The 22,975-nt window shown below is 71.3% G+C and carries 16 protein-coding genes; 8 read left to right on the top strand and 8 right to left on the bottom strand.

From position 1 onward, the window contains the following. Positions 1–19 precede the first annotated feature (19 nt). The 8 genes from OG758_RS06935 to OG758_RS06900 all read right to left on the bottom strand — a co-directional run bounded on the left by OG758_RS06935 (position 20) and on the right by OG758_RS06900 (position 13,785). Entirely contained in the window at positions 20–676 is a 657-nt protein-coding gene (locus OG758_RS06935; protein WP_326709145.1) for a LutC/YkgG family protein, read from the bottom strand. Further along, positions 673–2,151 (bottom strand): LutB/LldF family L-lactate oxidation iron-sulfur protein, encoded by a 1,479-nt coding sequence (locus tag OG758_RS06930; RefSeq protein ID WP_326709144.1) that lies wholly within the window; start codon positions 2,149–2,151, stop codon positions 673–675. Before OG758_RS06930 ends, OG758_RS06935 begins: the two co-directional genes overlap by 4 nt. Then, complete coding sequence (locus tag OG758_RS06925; protein WP_326709143.1) at positions 2,148–2,903, bottom strand: (Fe-S)-binding protein; 756 nt, start codon at positions 2,901–2,903, stop codon at positions 2,148–2,150. The genes OG758_RS06930 and OG758_RS06925 overlap by 4 nt, the downstream gene beginning before the upstream one ends. Before the next feature lie 74 nt (positions 2,904–2,977). Beyond that, positions 2,978–4,459, bottom strand: a complete 1,482-nt coding sequence (locus OG758_RS06920) for a rhamnulokinase (protein ID WP_326709142.1) — start codon at positions 4,457–4,459, stop codon at positions 2,978–2,980. Between the two features lie 8 nt (positions 4,460–4,467). Next, entirely contained in the window at positions 4,468–6,510 is a 2,043-nt protein-coding gene (locus tag OG758_RS06915; RefSeq protein WP_326715832.1) for a bifunctional aldolase/short-chain dehydrogenase, read from the bottom strand. Between the two features lie 5 nt (positions 6,511–6,515). Then, entirely contained in the window at positions 6,516–7,715 is a 1,200-nt protein-coding gene (gene rhaI / locus OG758_RS06910; protein WP_326709141.1) for an L-rhamnose isomerase, read from the bottom strand. Between the two features lie 139 nt (positions 7,716–7,854). Continuing rightward, a complete protein-coding gene (locus OG758_RS06905) occupies positions 7,855–10,485 on the bottom strand; it encodes an alpha-L-rhamnosidase-related protein (protein ID WP_326709140.1) in 2,631 nt (876 codons plus the stop codon). A gap of 84 nt (positions 10,486–10,569) precedes the next feature. Beyond that, a complete protein-coding gene (locus tag OG758_RS06900) occupies positions 10,570–13,785 on the bottom strand; it encodes an alpha-L-rhamnosidase (protein ID WP_326709139.1) in 3,216 nt (1,071 codons plus the stop codon). 213 nt (positions 13,786–13,998) lie between these two features. On the opposite strand from OG758_RS06900, the gene OG758_RS06895 reads away from it, so the two are divergent. The 8 genes from OG758_RS06895 to OG758_RS06860 all read left to right on the top strand — a co-directional run bounded on the left by OG758_RS06895 (position 13,999) and on the right by OG758_RS06860 (position 22,932). Beyond that, complete coding sequence (locus tag OG758_RS06895) at positions 13,999–15,495, top strand: sugar ABC transporter ATP-binding protein (protein WP_326709138.1); 1,497 nt, start codon at positions 13,999–14,001, stop codon at positions 15,493–15,495. A 40-nt stretch (positions 15,496–15,535) separates the two neighbouring features. Next, positions 15,536–16,576: an ABC transporter permease gene (locus OG758_RS06890; protein WP_326709137.1), complete on the top strand. Its 1,041-nt coding sequence runs from the start codon at positions 15,536–15,538 to the stop codon at positions 16,574–16,576. After that, entirely contained in the window at positions 16,569–17,558 is a 990-nt protein-coding gene (locus OG758_RS06885; RefSeq protein WP_326709136.1) for an ABC transporter permease, read from the top strand. Before OG758_RS06890 ends, OG758_RS06885 begins: the two co-directional genes overlap by 8 nt. Before the next feature lie 28 nt (positions 17,559–17,586). After that, entirely contained in the window at positions 17,587–18,669 is a 1,083-nt protein-coding gene (rhaS, locus tag OG758_RS06880; RefSeq protein ID WP_326709135.1) for a rhamnose ABC transporter substrate-binding protein, read from the top strand. Positions 18,670–18,770: 101 nt separating this feature from the next. Beyond that, on the top strand, positions 18,771–19,793 hold the full coding sequence (locus OG758_RS06875; protein ID WP_326709134.1) for a LacI family DNA-binding transcriptional regulator: 1,023 nt from the start codon (positions 18,771–18,773) through the stop codon (positions 19,791–19,793). Between the two features lie 59 nt (positions 19,794–19,852). Then, entirely contained in the window at positions 19,853–21,157 is a 1,305-nt protein-coding gene (locus tag OG758_RS06870) for an alpha/beta fold hydrolase (RefSeq protein ID WP_326709133.1), read from the top strand. Between the two features lie 86 nt (positions 21,158–21,243). Further along, complete coding sequence (locus tag OG758_RS06865; RefSeq protein WP_326709132.1) at positions 21,244–22,002, top strand: PIG-L deacetylase family protein; 759 nt, start codon at positions 21,244–21,246, stop codon at positions 22,000–22,002. 60 nt (positions 22,003–22,062) lie between these two features. Then, positions 22,063–22,932, top strand: coding sequence for an enoyl-CoA hydratase/isomerase family protein (locus OG758_RS06860; RefSeq protein WP_326709131.1), 870 nt, complete (start codon positions 22,063–22,065; stop codon positions 22,930–22,932). Positions 22,933–22,975: the final 43 nt, after the last annotated feature.

Below are 22,975 nucleotides of genomic sequence, written 5' to 3'. Positions count from 1 at the left end.
CTCACGCTAACCGCGACGGTCACTCCCCGCTCACCAGCACCACCTCCAGGGTGCGCGGGCCGTGCACGCCCTCGACCCGGTCGAGTTCGATGTCACTGGTGGCGGACGGACCGGAGATCCACGTCAGGGGCCGCGTCGGGTTGAGCCGCTCCAGGGCCTGCGGGACGGAGGAGACGACCTGGTCCGGGACGCGCACGACGCAGATGTGGTGATCGGGGATCAGCGTGATGCGGCGGCGGCCCTGGTCGGGCGAGCCGTCGAGCACGATGGTGCCGGTCTCGGCGACGGCGACCGCGCAACCGGTGACCACGCTCCCCACCTTGTCCAAGTCGTGTGTGGTGCTCACGGCACGGTCGTGCACCCGGGTGGGATCGGCAGCGGACATCCACTCGGGCGGCAGGCCCGGGGGCACGAGCACGTACTGCGGTCCCCGCGCGGCGAGCAGCCTCATGATCAGGTACGGGAGCTCCTCCTCGTCCTGGCAACGGTGCACGATCGCCCGGTAGTCCGCCAGGTTCTCGGCGAGCAGGTCGACGGTCTCCTCGGTGGTCCGGGAGCCGTGCTCGCGCCGGTACCCCCGGTCCACGGCCGTCTCGTACGACGCCTGTGCATCGCCCCGGGGCGCTTCGCCGAGCGCGCGCCGGACCCGGCCCAGGATGATGTCCCTGCTGCTCACTTGCCGCTCTCCTTCTTGCCGTGCGTGCGCTGCCACCAGTCCCTGAACGGCTCCGTCGGCACCTGCGGCAGATCCCGTGTCGCGCTCCAGGCCCGGCCGGGACCGGGGAGCGTACGGGGATGGAAGCGGCGCGTGCGCGAGGCCACGCGCTGGCCCGCGCGCAGCGCGCCGGGGTGGACGAACGCCCAGCCGGCGGCGCGCATGGCCGCCCGTTCCGCCGCATGGCCCTTCGCCGGTTTCAGGACCACCCTGTTGCCCTGCCGGGTGGCCGGTCCGCCCTGCACGACCCGCTCGCGCAGGTGGACGAGGACTTCGGGGATGTCGATGGCGACGGGGCAGACTTCGTAGCAGGCGCCGCAGAGGCTGGAGGCGTAGGGAAGCGAGGCGTCGATCTCGCTTGCCGTTCCCCGGAGTTGGGGGCTGAGGATGGCGCCGATGGGGCCGGGGTAGACGGAGCCGTAGGCGTGGCCGCCGGCCCTTTCGTAGACGGGGCATACGTTGAGGCAGGCGGAGCAGCGGATGCAGCGCAGGGCCTGGCGGCCGACCTCGTCGGCGAGGGTGTCGGTGCGGCCGTTGTCGATCAGGACGAGGTGGAAGGCCTGGGGACCGTCGGTGTCGGTGGTGCCGGTCCACATCGACGTGTAGGGGTTCATGCGCTCGGCCGTCGAGGAGCGCGGCAGCGTCTGCAGGAAGACTTCGAGGTCGCGCCAGGTGGGGATGATCTTCTCGATGCCGACGACGGAGATGAGTGTCTCGGGCAGGGTGAGGCACATGCGGCCGTTGCCCTCGGACTCGACGACGACGAGGGTGCCGGTCTCGGCGACCATGAAGTTGGCGCCGGAGATGCCGACCTTGGCGCGCAGGAACTTCTCGCGCAGGTGGAGGCGGGCGGCTTCGGCGAGTTCGGCGGGGGTGTCGGTGAGGCCTTCGGGGGCGGGGCGGCCCCACTGGCCCATCTCCTTGGTGAAGATGTCGCGGATCTCGCCGCGGTTGCGGTGGATGGCCGGGACGAGGATGTGGGAGGGGCGGTCGTGGCCGAGTTGCACGATGAGTTCGGCGAGGTCGGTCTCGTAGGCGGCGATCCCGGCTTCTTCGAGTGCTTCGTTGAGCCCGATCTCCTGGGTGGCCATGGACTTGACCTTGACCACTTCGGTCTCGCCGGTCTCCTTGACCAGGCGGGTCACGATCCGGTTGGCCTCGTCGGCGTCGGCGGCCCAGTGGACGATGCCGCCCGCCGCGGTGACGGCCTCCTCCAACTGTACGAGGTAGGTGTCGAGATGGCGGAGGGTGTGGTCCTTGATCTGTTTGCCGGCCTCGCGCAGCAGGGCCCAGTCGTCGAGCTCGGCGACCGCGCGGGCCCGCTTGTCGCGGATGGTGTGTGTGGCGTGTTTCAGGTTGGCGCGCAGGGTCGTGTTCCGTACGGCGTCGTGAGCGGCCTTGGGGAAGGCGGGCATGCCGACGAACGTGCCACTCATGACAGGGGCTCCTTTTCCGTACTCGCCAGGATCTCCGCGATGTGGACGGGGCGCATCGCGGTGTGCAGGCGGGACATCGTGCCGCCGAGGTGCATCAGGCAGGAGTTGTCCGCCGCGCACAGGACGTCGGCGCCGGTCGAGCCGGCGTTGCGGACCTTGTCCTCGCCCATGGCCGCCGAGACATCGGAGTTCTTGACGGCGAAGGTGCCGCCGAAGCCGCAGCACTCCTGGGCTCCCGGCAACTCCTTGAGTTCAAGTCCCTTGACCGCCTTGAGCAGTTGGTAAGGCCGGTCGCCGAGCCCGAGGGAGCGCAGGCCGTGGCACGTCGGGTGGTAGGTGACGGTGTGCGGGTAGTACGCGCCCACGTCCGTCACACCGAGCACGTCCACGAGGAACTCGGTGAGCTCGTACGTCTTCGGCACGACCGGCGCGAGAGCGGCCGCGAGCCCGTCGCCGCGGCCCTCCGCGCGGGCCCGCTCGCCCATGCGCGGGTACAGCTCGCGTACCATCGCCCCGCACGACCCCGACGGCGTCACGATCGCGTCGTATTCACCGAATACATCGGAGAACTTCCGGGCGAGCGGCTCCGCCTCATGGCGATAGCCGGTGTTGTAGTGCGCCTGGCCGCAACAGGTCTGCCCCATCGGGAAGTCGATGTCGACACCCAGTCTGGTCAGCAGTTTCACCACCGCACGGCCGGTGTCCGGATAGAGCGTGTCGTTGACACACGTCAGGAACAGTGCGACGCGCATCGCGGCCCCTTCGTATCGATCATCGGATGAGTGCAGGGTACGCGGCAGGCGGCCCGGAGGGGAGACACCTGGCGTCACCGTTCGGCGAGGCGCCGCTCGGCGGCCCGCCACGCGGTGTGGTCCCCCCGCGGCTCGTACCGGGTCAGGGGCTGGGTGCAGGCGAGGAGTTCGCGCATCGCCGCCCGGTCGTCGCCGACCAGGCCGTGGGCGCGCGCCTGCACGAGTACGTTGCCCAGGGCCGCCGCCTCGGCGGGGCCCGCCACGACCGGGAGACCGCACGCGTCGGCGGTCAGCTGGCACAGCAGCGCGTTACGGGCGCCGCCGCCCACGATGTGCACGACGTCGACCGGGTGGTCGGCCAGGCGTGCCGCGTCGGCTATCGCCCGCCGGTGCGCGAGCGCCAGGGAGTCGAGGATGCACCGGGTCGTCTCGGCCCGGGTGCGCGGCACGGGCTGGCCCGTGGTCCGGCAGGCCTCCGCGATGCGCTCGGGCATCCGGCCCGGGGCGAGGAACACGGCGTCAGCCGCGTCCACCACCGACCGCAGCGGCGCAGCGTCCCCCGCCTCCCGCAGCAGCGCCCCGAGTTCGGGATCCCCCCAGACGCGCAGGCACTCCTGGAGCAGCCACAGGCCCATGATGTTGCGCAGATAACGGACCGTGTCGTCCAGGCCCAGTTCGTTCGTGAAGTTCGCGGTGCGGCTCGCCTCGCTCAGGACGGGGGCGTCGAGTTCGAGACCGGCCAGCGACCAGGTGCCGGTGCAGATGTAGGCGAACCGCTCGCCGGGAGCGGTCGGGACGGCGGCCACCGCGGACGCCGTGTCGTGCGAGCCGACGGCCGTCACCGGAACCGGATCCGTCAGCCCCGTCTCCTCCAGCACCTCCGGCAGCAACTGCCCCGCCGGGTCCCCGGGCCGCCGCAGCGGCGGGAAGAGCCCGAGATCGACCCCGAGGCGCTCGGCGACCGAGGACGCCCAGTCACCGGTGCGCGGGTCTATCAGCTGGGTGGTGGAGGCATTGGTCACCTCCGTGCCCAGCTCGCCGGTCAGCCAGTACGAGATCAGATCGGGGATCAGCAACAGGCGCCGCGCAGCCGCAAGTTGGGCGGATCCCTGTGCCGCCACGAGCTGGTAGAGGGTGTTGAACGGCGCGTACTGCAAGCCTGTCGCCGTGTACAGCTCCGCCGCCGGCACGCTCGCCCACACCTTCTCCGCCACGCCCTCGGTACGCCCGTCGCGGTAGTGCACGGGGTGGCCGAGCAGCGCGCCGTCCGCGTCGAGGAGGCCGTAGTCCACGGCCCAGCTGTCGATGCCGACGGACGCGATCCGCTCGCCCGCCGTGGCGCCGGCGGCGCGCAGCCCGTCCAGCACGCCCGTGTACAGGCCGAGCACGTCCCAGCGCAGCCCTTCCGGAAGTCGCACCGGACGGTTGAGGAAGCGGTGGGCCTCCGCCAGGGCGAGGGTGCCGGGACCGACCCGGCCCACCATGACGCGCCCGCTGGAGGCGCCCAGGTCGACCGCGGCGAACGCGCCCGTCCGGGCGGGAACCGGATTCGCCATGGCCGCGCTCATCGCAGGAAGGCCGCGGCGACGCCGGCGTCCACCGGTATGTGTAGCCCCGTCGTGTGCGTGAGGTCCCCGCCCGTCAGGGCGAACACCGCGTTGGCGACGTGCTCGGGCAGTACCTCGCGCTTGAGGATGGTCCGCTGCGCGTAGAACTCGCCGAGCTTGTCCTCCTCGATCCCGTACGTCGCCGCGCGCTGCGCGCCCCAGCCGCCCGCGAAGATCCCGGAGCCGCGCACCACACCGTCCGGATTCACGCCGTTGACCCGGATGCCGTACTCGCCCAACTCGGCTGCCAGGAGGCGGACTTGATGCGCCTGGTCGGCCTTGGTCGCGGAGTACGCGATGTTGTTCGGGCCCGCGAACACCGCGTTCTTCGAGGCGATGTACACGATGTCGCCGCCGAGCCCCTGCGCCCGCATGACACGGGCGGCCTCGCGCGACACGAGGAAGGAGCCGCGCGCCATGATGTCGTGCTGGAGGTCCCAGTCCCGGGCCGTCGTCTCCAGGAGCGGCTTCGAGATGGAGATGCCGGCGTTGTTCACCACGAGGTCGACCCCGCCGAACGCCAGGACCGCCGCCCCGAACGCGTCGACGATCTGCTCCTCCGAGGTCACATCGACCGTGACGGCCACCGCCTTGTCGGGACCGCCCAACTCCTCGGCCGCGGCTGCCGCGTTGTCCCCGTTCAGATCCGCGACCACCACGCACGCGCCCTCCGCCACGAGCCTGCGGGCGATCGCCTTCCCGATCCCGCTGCCCGCGCCCGTCACGAGCGCGACCCGGGTGGCGAGCGGCCTGGGCTTCGGCATCCGCCGGAGCTTGGCCTCCTCCAGGGACCAGTACTCGATGCGGAACTTCTCCGACTCCTCGATCGGCGCGTAGGCCGACACCGCCTCGGCGCCGCGCATCACATTGATCGCGTTGACGTAGAACTCGCCCGCGACGCGCGCCGTCTGCTTGTCCTTGCCGAAGCTGAACATGCCGACCCCGGGGACGAGCACGATCGCCGGATCGGCGCCCCGCATCGCCGGCGAGTCCGGGCCCGCGTGCCGCGCGTAGTAGGCCGCGTACTCCTCGCGGTACTCGGCGTGCAGCTGCCTCAGGCGCGCGACCGCCTCGTCCAGGGGAGCCGTCGGCGGCAGGTCGAGGACCAGGGGCCTGACCTTCGTGCGGAGGAAGTGGTCGGGGCAGGACGTGCCGAGGGCCGCGAGGCGCGGGTGCTCGGTGCGCGACAGGAAGTCGAGCACGACGTCCGAGTCGTCGAAGTGGCCCACCTGGGGCCGGTCCTGGGAGGCGAGGGCCCTGATGAACGGGGCGAGGGCGGCGGCCCGCTCCCGGCGGCCGGCCGGTCCGGCGCCGGTGTACCCCGCGAGCAGCGGGCCGAACGGCTCGGCCCTGCCCCGCTCGGCGAGGAACGCCTCCGCGGTACGGATGATGTACAGGGAACGCTGCTCGCACTCCTGTGCCGTGTCGCCCCACGCCGTGATGCCGTGACCGCCGAGGACGCAGCCGATCGCCCGCGGGTTGGCCTGCTTGACCGCCGCGATGTCCAGGCCGAGCTGGAAGCCGGGCCTACGCCACGGCACCCACACCACCGCGTCGCCGAAGCACTCGGCGGTCAGCTTCTCGCCATCCGCGGCGCAGGCGAGCGCGATCCCGGAGTCGGGGTGCAGATGGTCCAAGTGCGCCGCGTCCACCAGGCCGTGCATCGCGGTGTCGATGGAGGGCGCGGCGCCGCCCCTGCCGTTTAGGCAGTAGTCGAACGCGGCGACCATCTCGTCCTCGCGCTCCACCCCCGGATACACGCCCTCCAGGGCGCGCAGCCGGTCCAGGCGCAGGGCGGCGAGCCCGTCGGCCGTGAGCGTCCCCAGGTCGCCGCCCGAGCCCTTGACCCACATCAGCTCGACGTCACCACCCGTCACCGGGTCGGTCGACGTGCCCTTCGCCGAGGTGTTGCCCCCCGCGTAGTTCGTATTGCGCGGATCCGCGCCCAACCGGTGTGAACGGGCCAGGAGTTCGCTCACGCACGCGTGCTGCTCCGTCATGTCGCTCATGCCCCCCATCCGGCCTGTACGCCTCCGACGCGGTCCTTCACGATCCGCTCCTGCCATCCTGACCGCCGGTAGGCCCCCATGGGATCCGGGTCGAGCCCCAGCTCTTCCCTGACTTCCTCCAGTAGGGGACGTACGTCCGTGTTGTACGCGTCCATCAGCACCCCGTTGGCCGCCAGTACATCGCCCTCCCGCTGGGCCGCGGAGAGCGCCTCGGCGTCGATGAGCAGCGCCTTGGCCGTGGCCTCCTGGACGTTCATCACCGAGCGGATGATCGCGGGGATCTTGGCCTCGATGTTGTGGCACTGGTCGAGCATGAACGCGATCCCGGAGTCGGCCTCCAGACCGCCGCCCCGCCGCACCTCGTACAGGATCCGGAACAGCTGGAAGGGGTCCGCCGCGCCGACCATCAGGTCGTCGTCCGCGTAGAAGCGCGAGTTGAAGTCGAATGCGCCGAGGCGTTCCTCCCGCAGCAGGAACGCGACGATGAACTCGATGTTGGTGCCCGGCGCGTGATGCCCGGTGTCCACACACACCTGCGCCTTCTCGCCGAGCTTGAGGCAGTGCGCGTACGACGTTCCCCAGTCCGGCACGTCGGTGGCGTAGAAGGCGGGCTCGAAGAGCTTGTACTCGAGCACCATGCGCTGGTCGTCGCCCAGCCGGTCGTACACGGTCCGCAGCGCCTCGGCGAGCCGGTCCTGGCGGTCCCGGAGGTCGTCCTGGCCGGGGTAGTTGGTGCCGTCGGAGAACCACAGCTTCAGATCGCGCGAGCCGGTGGCGTCCATGATGTCGACGCACTCCAGGAGGTGGCCGACGGCCTTGCGGCGCACCGCGGGGTCCGGGTTGGTGACGCTGCCCAGCTTGTAGTCGTCGTCCTGGAAGACGTTGGAGTTGACCGCGCCCAGCTTCACACCGCGCTCCTCGGCGTACGCGGCGAGCTTCGCGTATCCCTCGGGTCCGCCCTCGACGCGGTCCCACGGTATGTGCAGCGCCACGGTCGGCGCGGCCCCTGTGAACGCGTGGACCTGCGCGGCGTCGTCGAGCTTCTCCCGCGGGGCGCGGGGCACGCCGGCCTGGGCGAACACCTTGAAGCGGGTGCCCGAGTTCCCGTAAGCCCAGGACGGTGTCTCGATCGACTGGCGCTTCAGGACGGCCTTGGCGGCCACTGTCCGCGCCTCGTGTGCTGTGGACCCGGTCATGTCTCTCCTGTGAACGAACGATCGTTGTGAAACGATTCAAAGCCTGACGCTAAAGGGCCGTGCGGGGCGTGTCAACGGCCCCGCACGGCCTTGTCGGTGACGGCACCCGCGGCCCGATCTCTCAGGCCGCAGGCGCAGTTCAGCCTTCGCGCGTCAGCGTGAAGCGGTGGGTGCCCGGCGCGAGACCGGAGACCGTCACGCGTCCGGAGTCCAGGCTCACCCCGGACGCAGCGGATCTGCCGTCCCGCCAGAGCGTCCGCCCGCCCGAGCGCACCGTCGCGCCCCGGCCGTCCGTGGGCAGCGCGACGATCCCCCGAGTGCCCCGCGGCGCATGCACGGTCAACGTGAACGTGCCGCCCGCACGCTCCCACTCCACACCCAACGGCCCATGAGGTGTGGGCAGTTCTCCCCGGGCCCAGCGCACCGAGCCGGTGAAGGGACGCACCTCCCAGGCGGCGTACCCCGGCGACGTCGGCTTCGCGCCGAGCAGCTGATGGGTGAGCGCGGGCAGCACTCCCGTGGACCACCCGTGCGCCATGCTCGTGTAGGCGCCCTCGTACAGCGAGCCGTTCGGACCGATGCCCTCCCAGTGCGTGATGCCGGGGTCGTGGCTCTCCATCCACCCGTAGGTGCGCTTGATCTGGTCGATCGCCGAGTCGGCGAGGCCGCTCTCGAAGCGCGCCACGAACTCCGGGTACGAGGTGAAGGCGTACATCCGCTGGGAGGCGCCACCGAAGAGGGTGTCGTTGTCCATGAAGGCGTTGCCGTACCGGAGTTTCGTCGTCGCGTCCAGGTGGGCGAGCGCCGACGCCGCCCGCTCCGCGTCCGCGACGCCCGACGTGATGGCGATCGCGTTGCCGTCCTGCGCGTGCCGGACGGCGCCGGTCGCGGAGTCCAGATAGGCGCCCGCCGCCTCGTCCCACAGATGCGTGTTGACCGCCTGGGCGACCTTGTCCGCCCGCTCCCGCCACCGCCCCGCGTCCGCGTCATGACCCACGAGCTCCGCGATACGGGCCGCGTCCCTCAGGGCCTGCACATAGTTGGCGTTGTAGTACGTGATCCGGCCCGTGCGCCCGAGGAACGCGTAATCCCCGTACCCCGACGTGCCGTTGAGGCCCTTGCTCAGCAGGCCCGCGTCGTCCGTCACGCTCGGGTACCACGTGTCGAGGACCTTGACGAGCTGCGGGTAGTAGCGCTCGGCGTAGTCCTTGTCGCCGGTGTACAGGACGTAGTCCCAGCTGCACGTCACCCACCACAGCGGGTAGTCGAACAGCGGGAGCGTGTACTGGTTGATGGAGGCCGGCGGGATCCAGCCGTCGGCCCGCTGGTGCTCGGCGAGGTCCGCCAGCACGTTGCGCGCGGCCTCGGCCGCGTCGTCGTGCGTGAGATAGAGGGTGCGCCCCGCCACCGCCACGTCACCGACGTACGGATCCCGGTCCCGCTTCGCGCCGTCGTGCAGGACGAGCTTCCCGTCGAGCGACGAGCTGAAGGCGCCCCGCGGGTCCACGTCGTCCTCGCGGAAGGTGTCGACGACCAGCTCGTTCGTGTACGAGGCGCCGTACCAGTAGCGGTTCAGCTCCTCGTCGGAGCACAGGAACCAGCCGCGGTACGAATCCGGTGTGCCGAGATACGCCGTGAAGTCGAGCGACACCGCGTCCACGGCGACGGTCCCCCACGGCTGTGCGGCGGGCGCGTCGGACGGCAGCGCGTCCAGCGTGATCTTGAGATAGCGGAAGCCGTGCAGGCCGTCCGCGTACACCTTGTCGCCGCCCGAGGCGTAGCCCTTCTTGTCCGTCCACGTGGCGCCGCGCGCGGGCACGGCGTACTGGTCCGTTCCCTTCGAGGCGCCGCCCGCCTGGTCGTTGCGGGTGAAGTCGGAGCGGTCGGTGAGGAACTGGAGCGTCTCGGAGAAGGCGAGACGCACCCCGGGGTTGTTGCCGGACGCCGAGGCGAAGGCGACCTTCGGGTAGCCGACGACGACCTTGCCGAAGTCGAGCGTCACGCTCGGGGCCACGACCGGGTCGACGGCCTCGGGCCAGACCTCGTTGATCCGTGTGAACACGCCCTGCCCGAGGTCCTGGGCCGAGGTGACCGTGATCCGCACCCGCGCGGTGGACACCGGCGCGTCGAAGCGGATGGCGCGCTGCACCGCGCTGTTGCCGGTGACGGCGGCGACCTTCCGCCAGTCCGAGTCCACCCAGGCGTCCACCGTGAAGTCCGTGGGAACACCGTCCGTGTCGGACACCACGGTCAGGCCCGCGAGCGTGAGCGCTTCGGGCGCCGTCACCGTCAGGGTGTCGGGGAAGGCGCGCTCGGTGTCGTCGTTCCAGAAGGTGTCGAGGTCGCCGTCGACGGCGTGCTGCGCGTCGTACGTGCGCGGTTGGCCGTCTCCTCCGTTGTTGCCGGCGTGGGTGGTGGAGCCCTCCGCGGTGGTGCCGTCGGGCCAGCGCGGTGGCGCGGGAGGCTCGGGGCGGCGCAGGACGGTGACCTGGCCGCCGGGCTTGAGGAGCGCGTCGGGACGCGTCACGTCACCGGCCGACCGGACGATCCGTACCGGCCGCACCGTACGACTGGACGGCGCCTGGACGTAGCGGTGCCAGGCCTCATCCGCGACCGGCCCGGCGGCCGGTCCCTGAACCGGCGCCGCTGCCGCGGCCGTTCCCGAGCCCAGGAGGGGCAGCCCGGCCGCGGCCAGCACCGCCCCGCCCACACCCGCTCCGAGCACGGCGCGCCGGTCGGGCCCCTGCGCTGTCTGCACGTCATCCGTCACGTCTGTGCGCCTCCGTCCGCCCGCGCCGGGGCGGGGCAGGAGTGAATCGATTTAGGCATGGGCTCATCTCGGCCTCGTGGTCCGTCAGTTGGAGAAGCGGTGGGTGCCGGACGCCGTGGCGAAGACGGCACAGCCGTCGTCCATGCGGAGGAACTCCGCGGCTCCGTGGGCCACTTGGGCCGCGTCGGACGCGGGGATCCACACCTCGGCGGTCGTGTTGGCCGGCACGGTGAGGGTGAGCCGGAAGTCTCCCGAGTCCATCGACCACTTGGTGCTGATCGGCCCCTGGACGGAGTCGTAGCGCCCCTCCGCCCGCGTGATCCCGCCCCCGGGCCGTGGTCGCACGAGGATCTTGCGGAAGCCCGGCTCGGCCGGTGCGATACCGGCGATGTTCGCGTACATCCACTCGCCGACCGAGCCGTACGCGTAGTGGTTGAACGAGTTCATCCCGGCGTCCTGGAAGCTGCCGTCCGGCTTGATGGAGTCCCAGCGCTCCCACATCGTCGTCGCGCCCTTGTCGATCTGGTAGCCCCAGCTGGGGAAGGACCGCTGGACGAGCAGCCGGTAGGCGACGTCGGTGTGACCGGCCGCGGTGAGGACCGGCAGCAGGCGCGGCGTGCCGAGGAACCCCGTCGACAGGTGCCAGTCCTTCGCCTTGACGAGAGCGACGAGACGGTCGGCGGCAGGGCCCCGGTCGCTCTCCGCCAGCAGGTCCATCGACAGCGCGAGCACGTACGCGGTCTGCGTGTCGCCCTTCACCTTGCCGCCGTCCGAGACGTACGCCGCGCGGAACGCGTCACGCACACTGCCGAACAGCGACGTGTACGGCGCCGGGTCCTTGCCGAGTGCCTTCGCCGCCCGGGCCACGAGGTCGGCGGCGTGGGCGAAGTAGGCCGTTCCGATGACGTCCTTGGGCGTCTCGTCCTGGAGGTTGAGCCAGTCCCCGAAGCCCTCGGCCGGGCGCAGGAAACCGCTGCTGTGCTTCTCCAGGTAGTCGAGCCACTTCAGCATCGACGGCCACGACTGTTCGAGGACGCGTGTGTCGCCGTACGCCTGGTACAGCGCCCACGGGACGGTCACGCCCGCGTCGCCCCAGCCCGCGACGCCGTCGCCGACGCCGGGCATGTCGGGGGCCACGTTCGTGAACGCGCCCTCGTCGCTCTGGCCGTCGCGCAGGTCGCCCAGCCACTTGGTGAGGAAGCGGGCCGACTCCATGTTGTAGGCGGCCGTCGGCGCGAAGACGTTGATGTCGCCGGTCCAGCCGAGCCGCTCGTCGCGCGCCGGGGTGTCGGTGGGGATCGAGACGAAGTTGCCGCGCTGCCCCCAAGTGATGTTCTGGTGCAGCTGGTTGAGCATCGGCACGTTCGTCGAGAAGTCCATCGTGAAGGGCGCCGACGTATGGATGACCCGCCCCACGACGGCGTTGAGCGGCGGCTTGCCGGGGTAGCCGGTCACCTCGACGTAGCGGAAGCCGTGGAAGGTGAAGCGCGGCTCGTACGTCTCCTTGCCACCGCCCTTGAGGGTGTACGTGTCGGTGGCCTTCGCCGTCCGGAGGTTGGCGGTGTAGATCGTGCCGTCCGGGTTGAGGACCTCGGCGTGCCGCAGCCGGACGGTGGTGCCGGCCTTCCCGGCGACGGTGAGGCGGACCGCACCGACCATGTTCTGGCCGAGGTCGTAGACGAACACGCCGGGCTTCGGCTCGGTCATCTTCCGTGCGGGCAGCTCGCGTTCGAGGCGGGTGGGGCCGCCCGCCTCCGCCACCAGGACGGCGCTCACCTTGTCGACGGCGGTGGCCGCGACCCAGCCGGAGTCGTCGAACCCGGCGCGCGTCCAGCCCTCGGTCTCCAGGCGCGCGTCGTACGCCTCGCCCGCCATCAGGTCGGCCTCGGTGACGGGCCCGGTCGAGGCGCGCCAGTCGGTGCCGGACAACACCCGCTCGGTCGATCCGTCGTTGTACGTGACCTCCAACTGGGCCAGGAACGCGGGCCGTTCGCCGTACTGATGCGGACCGAACCAGGCGATGTTCCCGGCGTACCAGCCCGCGGCGACCGTCGCCCCGAGCGCGTTGGCCCCGGACTTCACCAGCTCGGTCACGTCGTAGGTCTGGTACTGGACGCGCTTGCGGTAGTCCGTCCAGCCCGGCGCGAGCCGGTCCTCGCCGACCCGCTCGCCGTTGATGTGGGCCTCGTACAGGCCGAGCGCCGACGCGTAGAGGCGCGCCCGCGCGACCGACCGGCCCTTGAGCCGGAACTCGTGGCGCAGCTGGGCGGCGGGGGAGTGCGACGGCGCGACCTTGCCCCAGGGGCCCGAGCCCCACTTGGCGAGGGCCTTCGCCGCCTTCCACGAAGTGTCGTCGAACCCGGCCGACTTCCAGTCGCCGGAGGGCTCCTGGTCGGCGGCCTTCCAGTCGGTGCCGGTGACGAAGGTCTTCACCCCGTCGGCCGTCGTCAGCTCCAGGAGGCCGAGCAGGCCGGCGGGGCTGTCCGTGGCGTTGACGGCGGAGACGGCCAACGTTGATGCACCGGTACGTAGTTGGGCGGTCACGTCGACGACGGCCGGTCGGCGCCAGTTCTCCGCCGGGCCGTCCGGGTCGGCGTGCGCCACCTCGGTGCCGTTCACGTACGCGGTGTAGCCGTCGTCGGCGGTCATCACCAGGCGGGCCCGGGTGAGGCCTTCCGGGATGTCGGCGCGGCCGCGGAAGTAGCGGGTTCCCGCCGGGGCGACGGTGGCCGGGTCGCCCTCGGGGAACCAGATCCAGGAGGCGTCGTCGAGCGCGGGCGTCCCGATCAGCGCCGCGGGCGCGCCGATCCACCGGGCGGACCAGTCGGACGCGGCGGTCAGGCCGGTCTCCCACCAGGACGGCTCGCTCCACTGGGAGGCGCGGCCCGCGGTGTCCCAGACCCGGACCGACCAGTGGTAGCGGGTGCGCGCGGCCAGGGCGGGGCCCGCGTAGGGGACGAGGGTGGACTCGGGGGACGCGACCTTGCCGCTGTCCCACACGTTGGGGTCGGTCAGGCGGCTCGCGGTGGTGGCGACCCGTATCTGATAGGCGCTCTGGGCCCGGCCCGGTTCGTCCGACTCCAGCGGCCAACTCAGCCTGGGGTGCGGTACGTCGAGGCCGAGCGGGTGGCTCACATACTCGACGGTGGGTGCGCTCACCCGCACGGACTTCGCGGCCCGGGCCCCTCCGGCGGCTCCCGAGGCGGGGGCGGCCTGCGCGGCTCCCGGTGCGGCGGATGCGATGGCCGTCCCCAGGGCGGCTGTCGCGGTCGTGCTGAGCAGTCGTCTTCTGCTGATCACACTCGGCTCCATACGACTCGGCTATGAATCGTTTCAGGACGGGAAGTTAAAGTGACGAGAGTGACCTGTCAAGGGTTTGCCGCAGCACTACAAAGGGTCGAGAGATTTCCAAGTCCCCACCATTGACGCCGCTGTTGGTGCGGGACTAGCTTCCGTGCAATCTGTTTGAAACCTTTCATAGTCAGCTCCTCAGACCCGATCGGTGCCCTTCACATGAGAGAGCCCCCCGTCCTGGCCGTAGAGGGACTCGACAAGTCCTTCGGTGCCGTGCGCGCCCTCCACGGCGTGTCCCTGCAGCTCCACGCCGGAGAGGCGCACGCCCTCGCCGGAGAGAACGGCGCGGGGAAGTCCACCCTCATCAAGACCCTCGCCGGGGTCCACCGGCCCGACGCCGGCACCGTGCTCATCGACGGCGAGCCCGTCACCCTGCACGGACCCGCCGACGCCCGTGACGCCGGGATCGCGGTCATCTACCAGGAGCCCACGCTCTTTCCGGACCTCTCCGTCGCCGAGAACATCTTCATGGGGCGCCAGCCCCGCCGCTCCCTCGGCCGGATCGACCACAAGGCGGTCAACGCCGCGGCCGCCGCGCTCTTCGCGCGCCTCGGCGTCGACCTCGACCCCGAGCAGCCCGCGCGCGGCCTGTCCATCGCCGACCAGCAGATCGTGGAGATCGCCAAGGCGCTCTCCTTCGACGCCCGGGTCCTGATCATGGACGAGCCGACCGCCGCGCTCACCGGCAGCGAAGTGGCCCGCCTCTTCGCCGTGGTGCGCACCCTGCGCGAACAGGGCTCCGCCATCCTCTTCATCTCCCACCGCCTGGAGGAGATCTTCGGGCTCTGCCAGCGCGTCACGACACTGCGCGACGGCGCCCTGATCGCGAGCGAACCCGTCGAGGGCCTCACGGAGGACGACCTCGTACGCCGCATGGTCGGCCGCGACCTCGACGAGCTCTACCCCAAGCAGGCCACCGACATCGGCGCGGTCGCCCTGAGCGTGCGCCGGCTGACCCGCGAAGGCGTCTTCACCGACGTGTCGTTCGACGTGCGGCGCGGCGAGATCGTCGGCCTCGCGGGGCTCGTCGGGGCCGGCCGCAGCGAGGTCGCCCGTGCGGTCTTCGGCATCGACCGCCGGGACGCGGGCACCGTCGAGGTCGACGGCCGCGCGCTCGTCAACGGCGCCCCCAGCACCGCCATGGCCGCCGGACTCGCCCTCGTGCCCGAGGACCGCCGCGCCCAGGGCCTCGTGATGGGCATGTCGATCGAACGCAACATCGGGCTCACGGGGCTGCGCACGACCGCGCGGGCCGGGCTCATGGACCGCAGGGCCGAGCGCAGCCGCTCACTGGACTGGGCCGTGAAGCTCCAGGTCAAGTACGCGCGGATCGCCGACGCGGTCGGCACCCTGTCCGGCGGCAACCAGCAGAAGGTCGTCCTCGCGAAGTGGCTCGCCACCGGCCCCCGCGTGCTGATCGTCGACGAGCCGACGCGCGGCATCGACGTCGGCACCAAGGCCGAGGTGCACCGACTGCTGTCCGGACTCGCCGCGGACGGCGTCGCGGTGCTGATGATCTCGTCCGACCTGCCGGAGATCCTCGGCATGGCGGACCGCGTACTCGTCATGCACGAGGGCCGTCTCACGGCGGAGATCCCGCGCACCGAGGCGACGGAGGAGTCCGTGATGGCGGCGGCGACAGGGAGGGTGGCGTGATGCGTGGCCCGAGCGAAGCGACCCCCGGAAGGAGGACCCCATGACCGTCACCGCGCAGCCGCCCGCGCCCGCAGTCGATCCCGACAAGGCCGGCGGTACCCGGCTCGTCGACCGGGTGTTCAAGATGCGTGAACTCGCCATCCTGCTGGTCTTCCTGGTGATGATCGCCGTCACCCAGGCCGGCAACAGCGAGTTCCTCTCGGAGCAGGGCATCAAGGACCTGCTCCTCAACGCCACCATCCTCGTCCTCGTCGCCACCGGGCAGGCGCTGGTCGTCATCACGCGGAACGTCGACCTGTCCGTCGGCTCGACGCTCGGCATCAGCGCCTTCGCCGCCGGCGACTTCCTCCACGGAGGCGGCAACTCCCTCGTCGCGATCGTGCTCGCCGTCGCCCTCGGCGTCGGCTGCGGGCTCCTCAACGGCGCCCTCGTCAGCCTCGGCCAGGTACCGGCCCTCGTCGTCACCCTCGGCACGCTCTACGTCATCCGCGGCATCGACTCCATCTGGGTCGGCTCACGGCAGATCACCGCGTCCGATCTTCCGGGCGGATACGTCGACTTCGGCTCCGGAGGCATCTCCGCGGTGCCGTATCTCGCGTTGATCGCCCTCGCCGTCCTGATCGCGGTGGCGTACTACCTGCGTCACTTCGGCGGCGGGCGCGAGCTGTACGCGCTCGGCTCCAACCCGGAGGCCGCGCGCCTCGCGGGCATCCCCGTGCGCCGGCGGATCCTCGCCGCGTACACCGCGTGCGGAGCACTCGCAGGGCTCGCGGGCGCCCTGTACCTGGCCCGCTTCGGCAACGTCGACTCCGCCACCGGCAACGGCTACGAACTCACCGTCGTCAGCGCCGTCGTGGTCGGCGGCGTCGCCTTCACCGGCGGCTCCGGCAGCGTCTACGGCGCCGCGCTCGGCGCCCTCCTGCTGACGTCCATCAACAGCGTGCTGCCCGCCCTGGGTGTCAGCTCGGTGTGGGTGCTCGCGATCAACGGCGTCCTGCTGGTCCTCGCCATCGCCGTCGACCGGGTCGTCGCCCTGCGCGTCGCCGAGGCACTGAAGAAGAGGAACGCCCGCCATGCCTGATCTCCCCCTCGCCCGCGCCGTGCGGTGGGACACCGTGGTGGGCGCCCTCCTGGTGGTGCTCCTCCTGGCGTCGTTCACGGTCGTCGACGGGTTCGGCAACGCGCTCAACCTGTCGTTCCTGCTCGGCAACACCCTGCCCATCGCGCTGATCGCGCTCCCGATGACCCTCCTGGTGGTCGCCGGCGAGATCGACCTCTCCGTCGCCTCGACGGCCGGCCTGTCCGGGGCCGTGATGGGCTCCCTGTGGAACGCGGGCATGGCCATCGAGACGATCATCCCGCTGTGCCTCGTCCTCGGAGTCCTCTGCGGGCTCGTCAACGGCCTCCTGGTGACCCGCCTCGGCCTGCCCTCCCTGGCCGTCACGATCGGCACCATGGCCGCCTACCGTGGCATCGCCCAGATCATCCTCGGCTCGGACGCGGTCACCGACTTCCCCACGCAGTACCTGGACTTCGCGGCGGGACGCATCGGCGAGACCTTCCTGCCGTACGCGTTCCTGCCCTTCCTGGCGCTGCTCGCGATCGCGGTCGTGATCCTGCACGCGACGCCGTTCGGACGCTCCCTCTTCGCGATCGGCGCCAACGAGGAGGCGGCGCGCTTCGCCGGGATCCGCGTCCGGCGGCACAAGCTGTGGCTGTTCGTCGCCACCGGACTCATGGCCTCCCTGACCGGCGTGTTCTGGGCCCTGCACTACGCCAGCGCCCGCTACGACAACGCCACCGGGCTCGAACTCTCCGTCGTCGCCGCCGTGCTGCTCGGCGGCATCGACTTCGACGGCGGCAGGGGCACGCTCGGCGGCGCGATCGCCGGAGTGTTCCTGCTCGGCGCCCTCCAGAACGCGATGAGCCTGCTCAACGTCTCCGCCCAGTCGCAGATCGTCGTCACCGGCATCCTGCTGGTCGTCTCCGTGCTCGGACCCCGCGTCGCCCGGCAGATCGGGACCGCCCGAGCGGGCCGCCAGGCCACCACCCCCTCGCACTGACCTCCGTACCGCCCGAAAGGGGCCCACGATGTCCGCACCCGCACTCCGCCGAGCCTGCCTGGCGCTCGCCGCCGTCACCTCCCTCGCGCTCGCCGCCACCGCGTGCGGCGGCACCACCAAGGACTCGGCGAAGGACGACGAAGCAGGCACGTCCTCCCACGCCAAGGCCGACCCGGGAGCCGCGACCAAGAAGGGCTTGAAGGTCGCCTTCCTGCCCAAGCAGGTCAACAACCCGTACTTCACCACCGCCGACAAGGGCGGCGAGAAGGCCGTCACCGAGCTCGGCTCGACGTACAAGGAGACCGGCCCCAACAGCGCCACCGACACCAGCGGGCAGGTCAGTTACGTCAACACGCTCACCCAGCAGCAGGTCGACGCGATGGCTGTGTCCGCGCAGGACCCCGGCGCGCTGTGCACCGCCCTCAAGCAGGCCATGAAGAACGGCATCAAGGTCGTCACGTACGACTCGGACACCAAGCCCGAGTGCCGCAACGCCTTCGTCTCGCAGGCCAGTGCCGAGGCGCTCGGCCGCACCCAGGTCCAGCTCCTGGGCGAACAGACCGGCTACAAGGGCGAGATCGCGATTTTGTCCGCCGCGCAGACCGCGACGAACCAGAACACCTGGATCGACTTCATGAAGGACGAGCTGAAGAAGCCCAAGTACAAGGACATGAAGCTGGTGAAGGTCGCGTACGGCAACGACGACGCCCAGCAGTCCTTCCAGCAGACCCAGGGCCTCCTCCAGGAACACCCCAAGCTCGCCGGGATCATCTCCCCGACCACCGTCGGCATCAAGGCCGCCGCCCAGTACCTGTCCGGCTCCAAGTACAAGGGCAAGGTCGCCCTGACCGGCCTCGGTACCCCCAACGACATGCGCAAGTACGTCAAGAACGGCACCGTCGAGGGCTTCGAGCTGTGGGACCCGGCCAAGCTCGGCGAGCTCGCCGCCCGCACCGCTGTCGCACTGTCCTCCGGGCAGATCACCGGCAAGGAGGGCGAGACCTTCAAGGCCGGCGCCATGGGTAGCTTCACCCTCGGCAAGGACGGTGTGATCGACCTCGGCAAGCCCACCGTCTTCGACCGGAAGAACATCGACGACTACCACTTCTGAGGCCGCCGTCCTCCGAGCCCCCCGTCCCCACAGCCACCAGCGCACTCACGGGTAATCTGAATCATTCCCGTCGCTCATCGCCCCATGGAGGTCCCCGCCCGATGGCTCAGTCGGTGGGTATCAAGGACGTCGCCCGCGTCGCCGGAGTCTCCGTCGGCACGGTCTCGAACGTCATCAACCGCCCGGACTCCGTCGCCTCCGACACCAGGGCCAGGGTGCTGGCCGCCATCGACCGGCTCGGCTACGTACGCAGCGAGTCGGCGCGCCAGCTGCGCGCCGGCCGCAGCCGCATCATGGGGCTGCTCGTCCTCGACATGGGCAACCCGTTCTTCGTGGACGTCGCGCGCGGCGCCGAGCGTGCCGCGCGCGAGGCCGGGCTCGGCGTCATGGTGTGCAACAGCGCGCAGGACCCCTCCGAGGAGGCCGAGTACCTCTCCCTGTTCGCCGAGCAGCGCGTGCGGGGCGTGCTCCTCACCCCGGCCGAGGCGAGCGGCCGCAACATCGAGAGCTTCCGCCGGCACGGCATCCCGTTCGTGCTCGTCGACCGCGTCGCCGAGGGCACCTCGGAGTGCTCGGTGTCCGTGGACGACGTCACCGGCGGCGCGCTCGCCGTGCGCCACCTCGTCGACGCCGGACACCGCAGCATCGCCTACGTCAGCGGCCCGCCCGCGCTCAACCAGGTCAAGGACCGCCGCACCGGCGCCCTCCAGGCCCTGGCCGAGGCGGGCCTCCCGGCCGGAGCGCTGCGCGAACTGCCCACGGAGCGGCTCGACGTCGCGGCGGGACGCGACGCCGGGGCCCGCCTGCTCGGCCTCGCCGATCGCCCCACCGCCGTGTTCTGCGCCAACGACCTGCTCGCCCTCGGCGTCCTCCAGGCGATGTACGCGGCCGGTGTACGGGTCCCCGAGGACATCGCGATCGTCGGCTACGACGACATCGAGTTCGCGTCGGCCGCCACCGTGCCCCTGACCTCCGTGCGCCAGCCCGCCGTCACCATGGGAGCCATGGCCGCCGAACTCCTCCTGGAGGAGACGGAACCCGCGAGCGGCGAACCCCACCGCCACCGCAGGGTCGTCCTCCAGCCCGAGCTGGTCGTACGGGGGTCGAGTCTGGGCTCGCGCTGACATGTGCTGAACTGAGCGGACACTACACACCGCATTCCGTACGCCGCTCAGGAGCTTCCTTGACGACCGCCACATACCGCCAGCCCGGTGTCGTCCTCACCGACCGCCGCTTCTCCGTGCCGCTCGACCACGACCACCCCGAGGGCGAGAGCATCGAGCTGTTCGCCCGCGAGGCGGTGGCCATCGGCAAGGAACACGCGAACCTGCCGTGGCTCCTCTACCTCCAGGGCGGCCCCGGATTCGGCGCCAACCGGTTCTCCGGCAAGCAGGCCTGGCTCGACCGGGCGCTCCAGGACCACCGGGTGCTCCTCCTCGACCAGCGCGGCACAGGCAGCTCCACCCCGGCCAACCGGCAGACGCTCCCGCTGCGCGGCGGCCCGCGCGAACAGGCCGACTACCTCGCGCACTTCCGCGCCGACTCGATCGTCCGCGACTGCGAGGCCATCCGCGACGAGGTGACCGGCGGCGCCCCCTGGACCGTTCTCGGCCAGAGCTTCGGCGGGTTCTGCGCAACCCACTACCTGTCGACGGCCCCCGAGGGCCTCACCGCCGCTGTCATCACCGGCGGCCTGCCCACGCTCGACGGCCACGCGGACGACGTCTACCGCGCCGCGTATCCGCGCATCGAACGCAAGGTCGCCGCCCACTACGCGCGCTACCCGCAGGACGTCGAACGCGCCCGCCGCATCGCCGAGTACCTCGCCGAACACGAGCCCGTACTGAACGGCGGCTACCGGCTGACCGTCGAGGCGTTCCAGTCCCTGGGCATCCTGCTCGGCGGGACCGGCGGCAGCGACCGCCTGCACTACCTCCTCGAGGACGCCTTCGTCCGCACGCCCGCCGGCGTCGAACTGTCCGACGCATTCCAGGAGGACGTACAGGCCACGCTCTCCTACGCCGGACACCCGCTGTACGCGCTCGTGCACGAGGCCATCTACGGACAGGACGCCCGGCCCACGAACTGGTCGGCCGAGCGCGTACGCGGCGAATTCCCCCAGTTCGACGCCGCCAAGACCCTCGCCGGTGACGGGCCCCTGCTCTTCACGGGCGAGTCCGTACACCCATGGATGTTCGACTGCGACCCGGCCCTGCGCCCCCTGCGCGAGACCGCGGAACTCCTCGCCGCCCGCACCGACTGGGCCCCGCTCTACGACCCCGCGCGCCTGGCCGCCAACGAGGTGCCGGCCGTCGCCGCCGTCTACCACGACGACATGTACGTCGACACGGCCCACGCCCTGCGCACGGCCCGCGCCGTCAAGGGCCTGCGCACATGGGTCACCGACGAGTTCGAGCACGACGGTCTGCGGGCCGGAGCGCCGCGCGTCCTCGACCGGCTGCTCGCGATGGTGCGCGGAGACGTCTGAGAGGGCACGGGCGGGGGAGGCGAGACGGCTTTCCCCGCCCGGCGAACACCCCCACATCGCGGACGCCGCCGCATTAGGGTGCGGCCATGACCGAGCCGAAGATCCAGACCGCCGCCCCCGACCAGTTCCTGCCCATGCCCGAGGACTGGCAGCGTGCCCTCGCCGTCGTGGCACACCCGGACGACCTCGAATACGGCTGCTCCGCGGCGATCGCCGGCTGGACCGACGGCGGACGCGAGGTCGCGTACGTCCTCGCCACCCGCGGAGAGGCGGGCATCGACACCCTCGAACCCGCCAAGTGCGCGCCCCTGCGCGAGCAGGAGCAGCGTGCGAGCGCCGCCGTCGTAGGCGTGGACACCGTCGAGTTCCTCGACCACAAGGACGGCGTCGTCGAGTACGGGACCGCGCTGCGCCGCGACATCGCCGCCGCGATCCGCAGGCACCGGCCCGAACTGGTCATCACGCTCAACCACCGTGACACGTGGGGCGGCGTCGCCTGGAACACCCCCGACCATGTCGCCGTCGGCCGCGCCACCCTCGACGCGGCGGCGGACGCCGGCAACCGCTGGATCTTCCCCGAACTGACCGAGCAGGGCCTTGAGCCGTGGAACGGCGTGCGCTGGGTCGCCGTCGCGGGCTCGTCGTCGCCCACGCACGCGGTCGACGCGACGCCCGGTATCGAACGGGCCGTGCACTCCCTGCTCGAACACCGCACGTACATCGAGGTGTTGACGGACGAGGACCCCGAGGCTTACTGCCGCTCGTTCCTCACCGGCAATGTCGAGGCCATGGCGGAGCGCTTCGGCGGCACACCGGCCGTTCCGTTCGAACTCTTCAGTCGGTAGGCCCCGTCACCTACTCTGCGCCTCCTGATGACACGTCAGGTAGGTGAGAGTGGAGGCGGGATGATCGACACGACGAGCAACGAACTTCCCGACGAAGGCGAGGGCGAAGGCGGGGGTGGGGGTGACGGTGGGCGGCGGCTCCGGCTGCACGTCGAGGAGGGCGGCATCGGCGTCCTCACCCTGTGCCGGCCGGAGAAGCTGAACGCCTGGAGCTGGGAGTCGAGCCGTCAACTCGGCCTGCTCGCCGACCGGATCCGCTTCGACGACACGATCCGGGTGGTGCTGCTGCGGGCCGAGGGGCGGGCCTTCTGCGCGGGCATCGACATCAAGGCGCCCGGCGGCTGGATCACCGGGCGCTCCGGGGCCGAGCGCACGCGCAACTACTACGAAGGCATCCGCTGGGTCCATGAGCGGTTCCGCGCGTTCGCCGGCCTGTCGCAGCCCGTCGTCGCGGCCGTCCAGGGCTACTGCCTCGGTGTCGGGTTCGAGCTGGCGCTGATGGCCGATGTGCGGATCGCGGCCGACGACGCGGTGTTCGCGCTGCCGGAGACACGGCTCGGGGTCGCCGTCGACGCGGGCGGCGATCTGCGGATCGCGCGCGAGGCGGGCGCGGGCTGGGCCAAGTTCCTCGCGCTGACGGGCCGCCGTATCGACGCGGGGACGGCGCACCGGCTGAATCTAGTCCAACAGGTCACGGGACCAGGCGAGTTGGAGGGAGCCGCTCACTCGGTCGCCGCGGAGATCGCGGCCAACGCGCCGCTCGCCGTGCAGTCCGTCAAGCGGGACATCGACGCCTTCGCGGACGCGGGCCTGGGGGCCGCGCTCGACCGAGTGGCGATGAGCGCGGCGCTCACGCTCACGTCGGAGGACATCAGGGAGGGGTACACGGCGAAGGCGGAGCGGCGCGAGCCGCGGTTCGACGGGAAGTAGGGCTTGGACGGGAAGTAGGGCTTGGACGGGAAGTAGGGCTTGG

The sequence above is a fragment of the Streptomyces sp. NBC_01474 genome, assembly GCF_035918215.1.
Classification (GTDB): domain Bacteria; phylum Actinomycetota; class Actinomycetes; order Streptomycetales; family Streptomycetaceae; genus Streptomyces; species Streptomyces aureus.
Note: the sequence above shows the minus strand (reverse complement) of the source record. Positions and strands in the feature narration are given on the sequence as shown.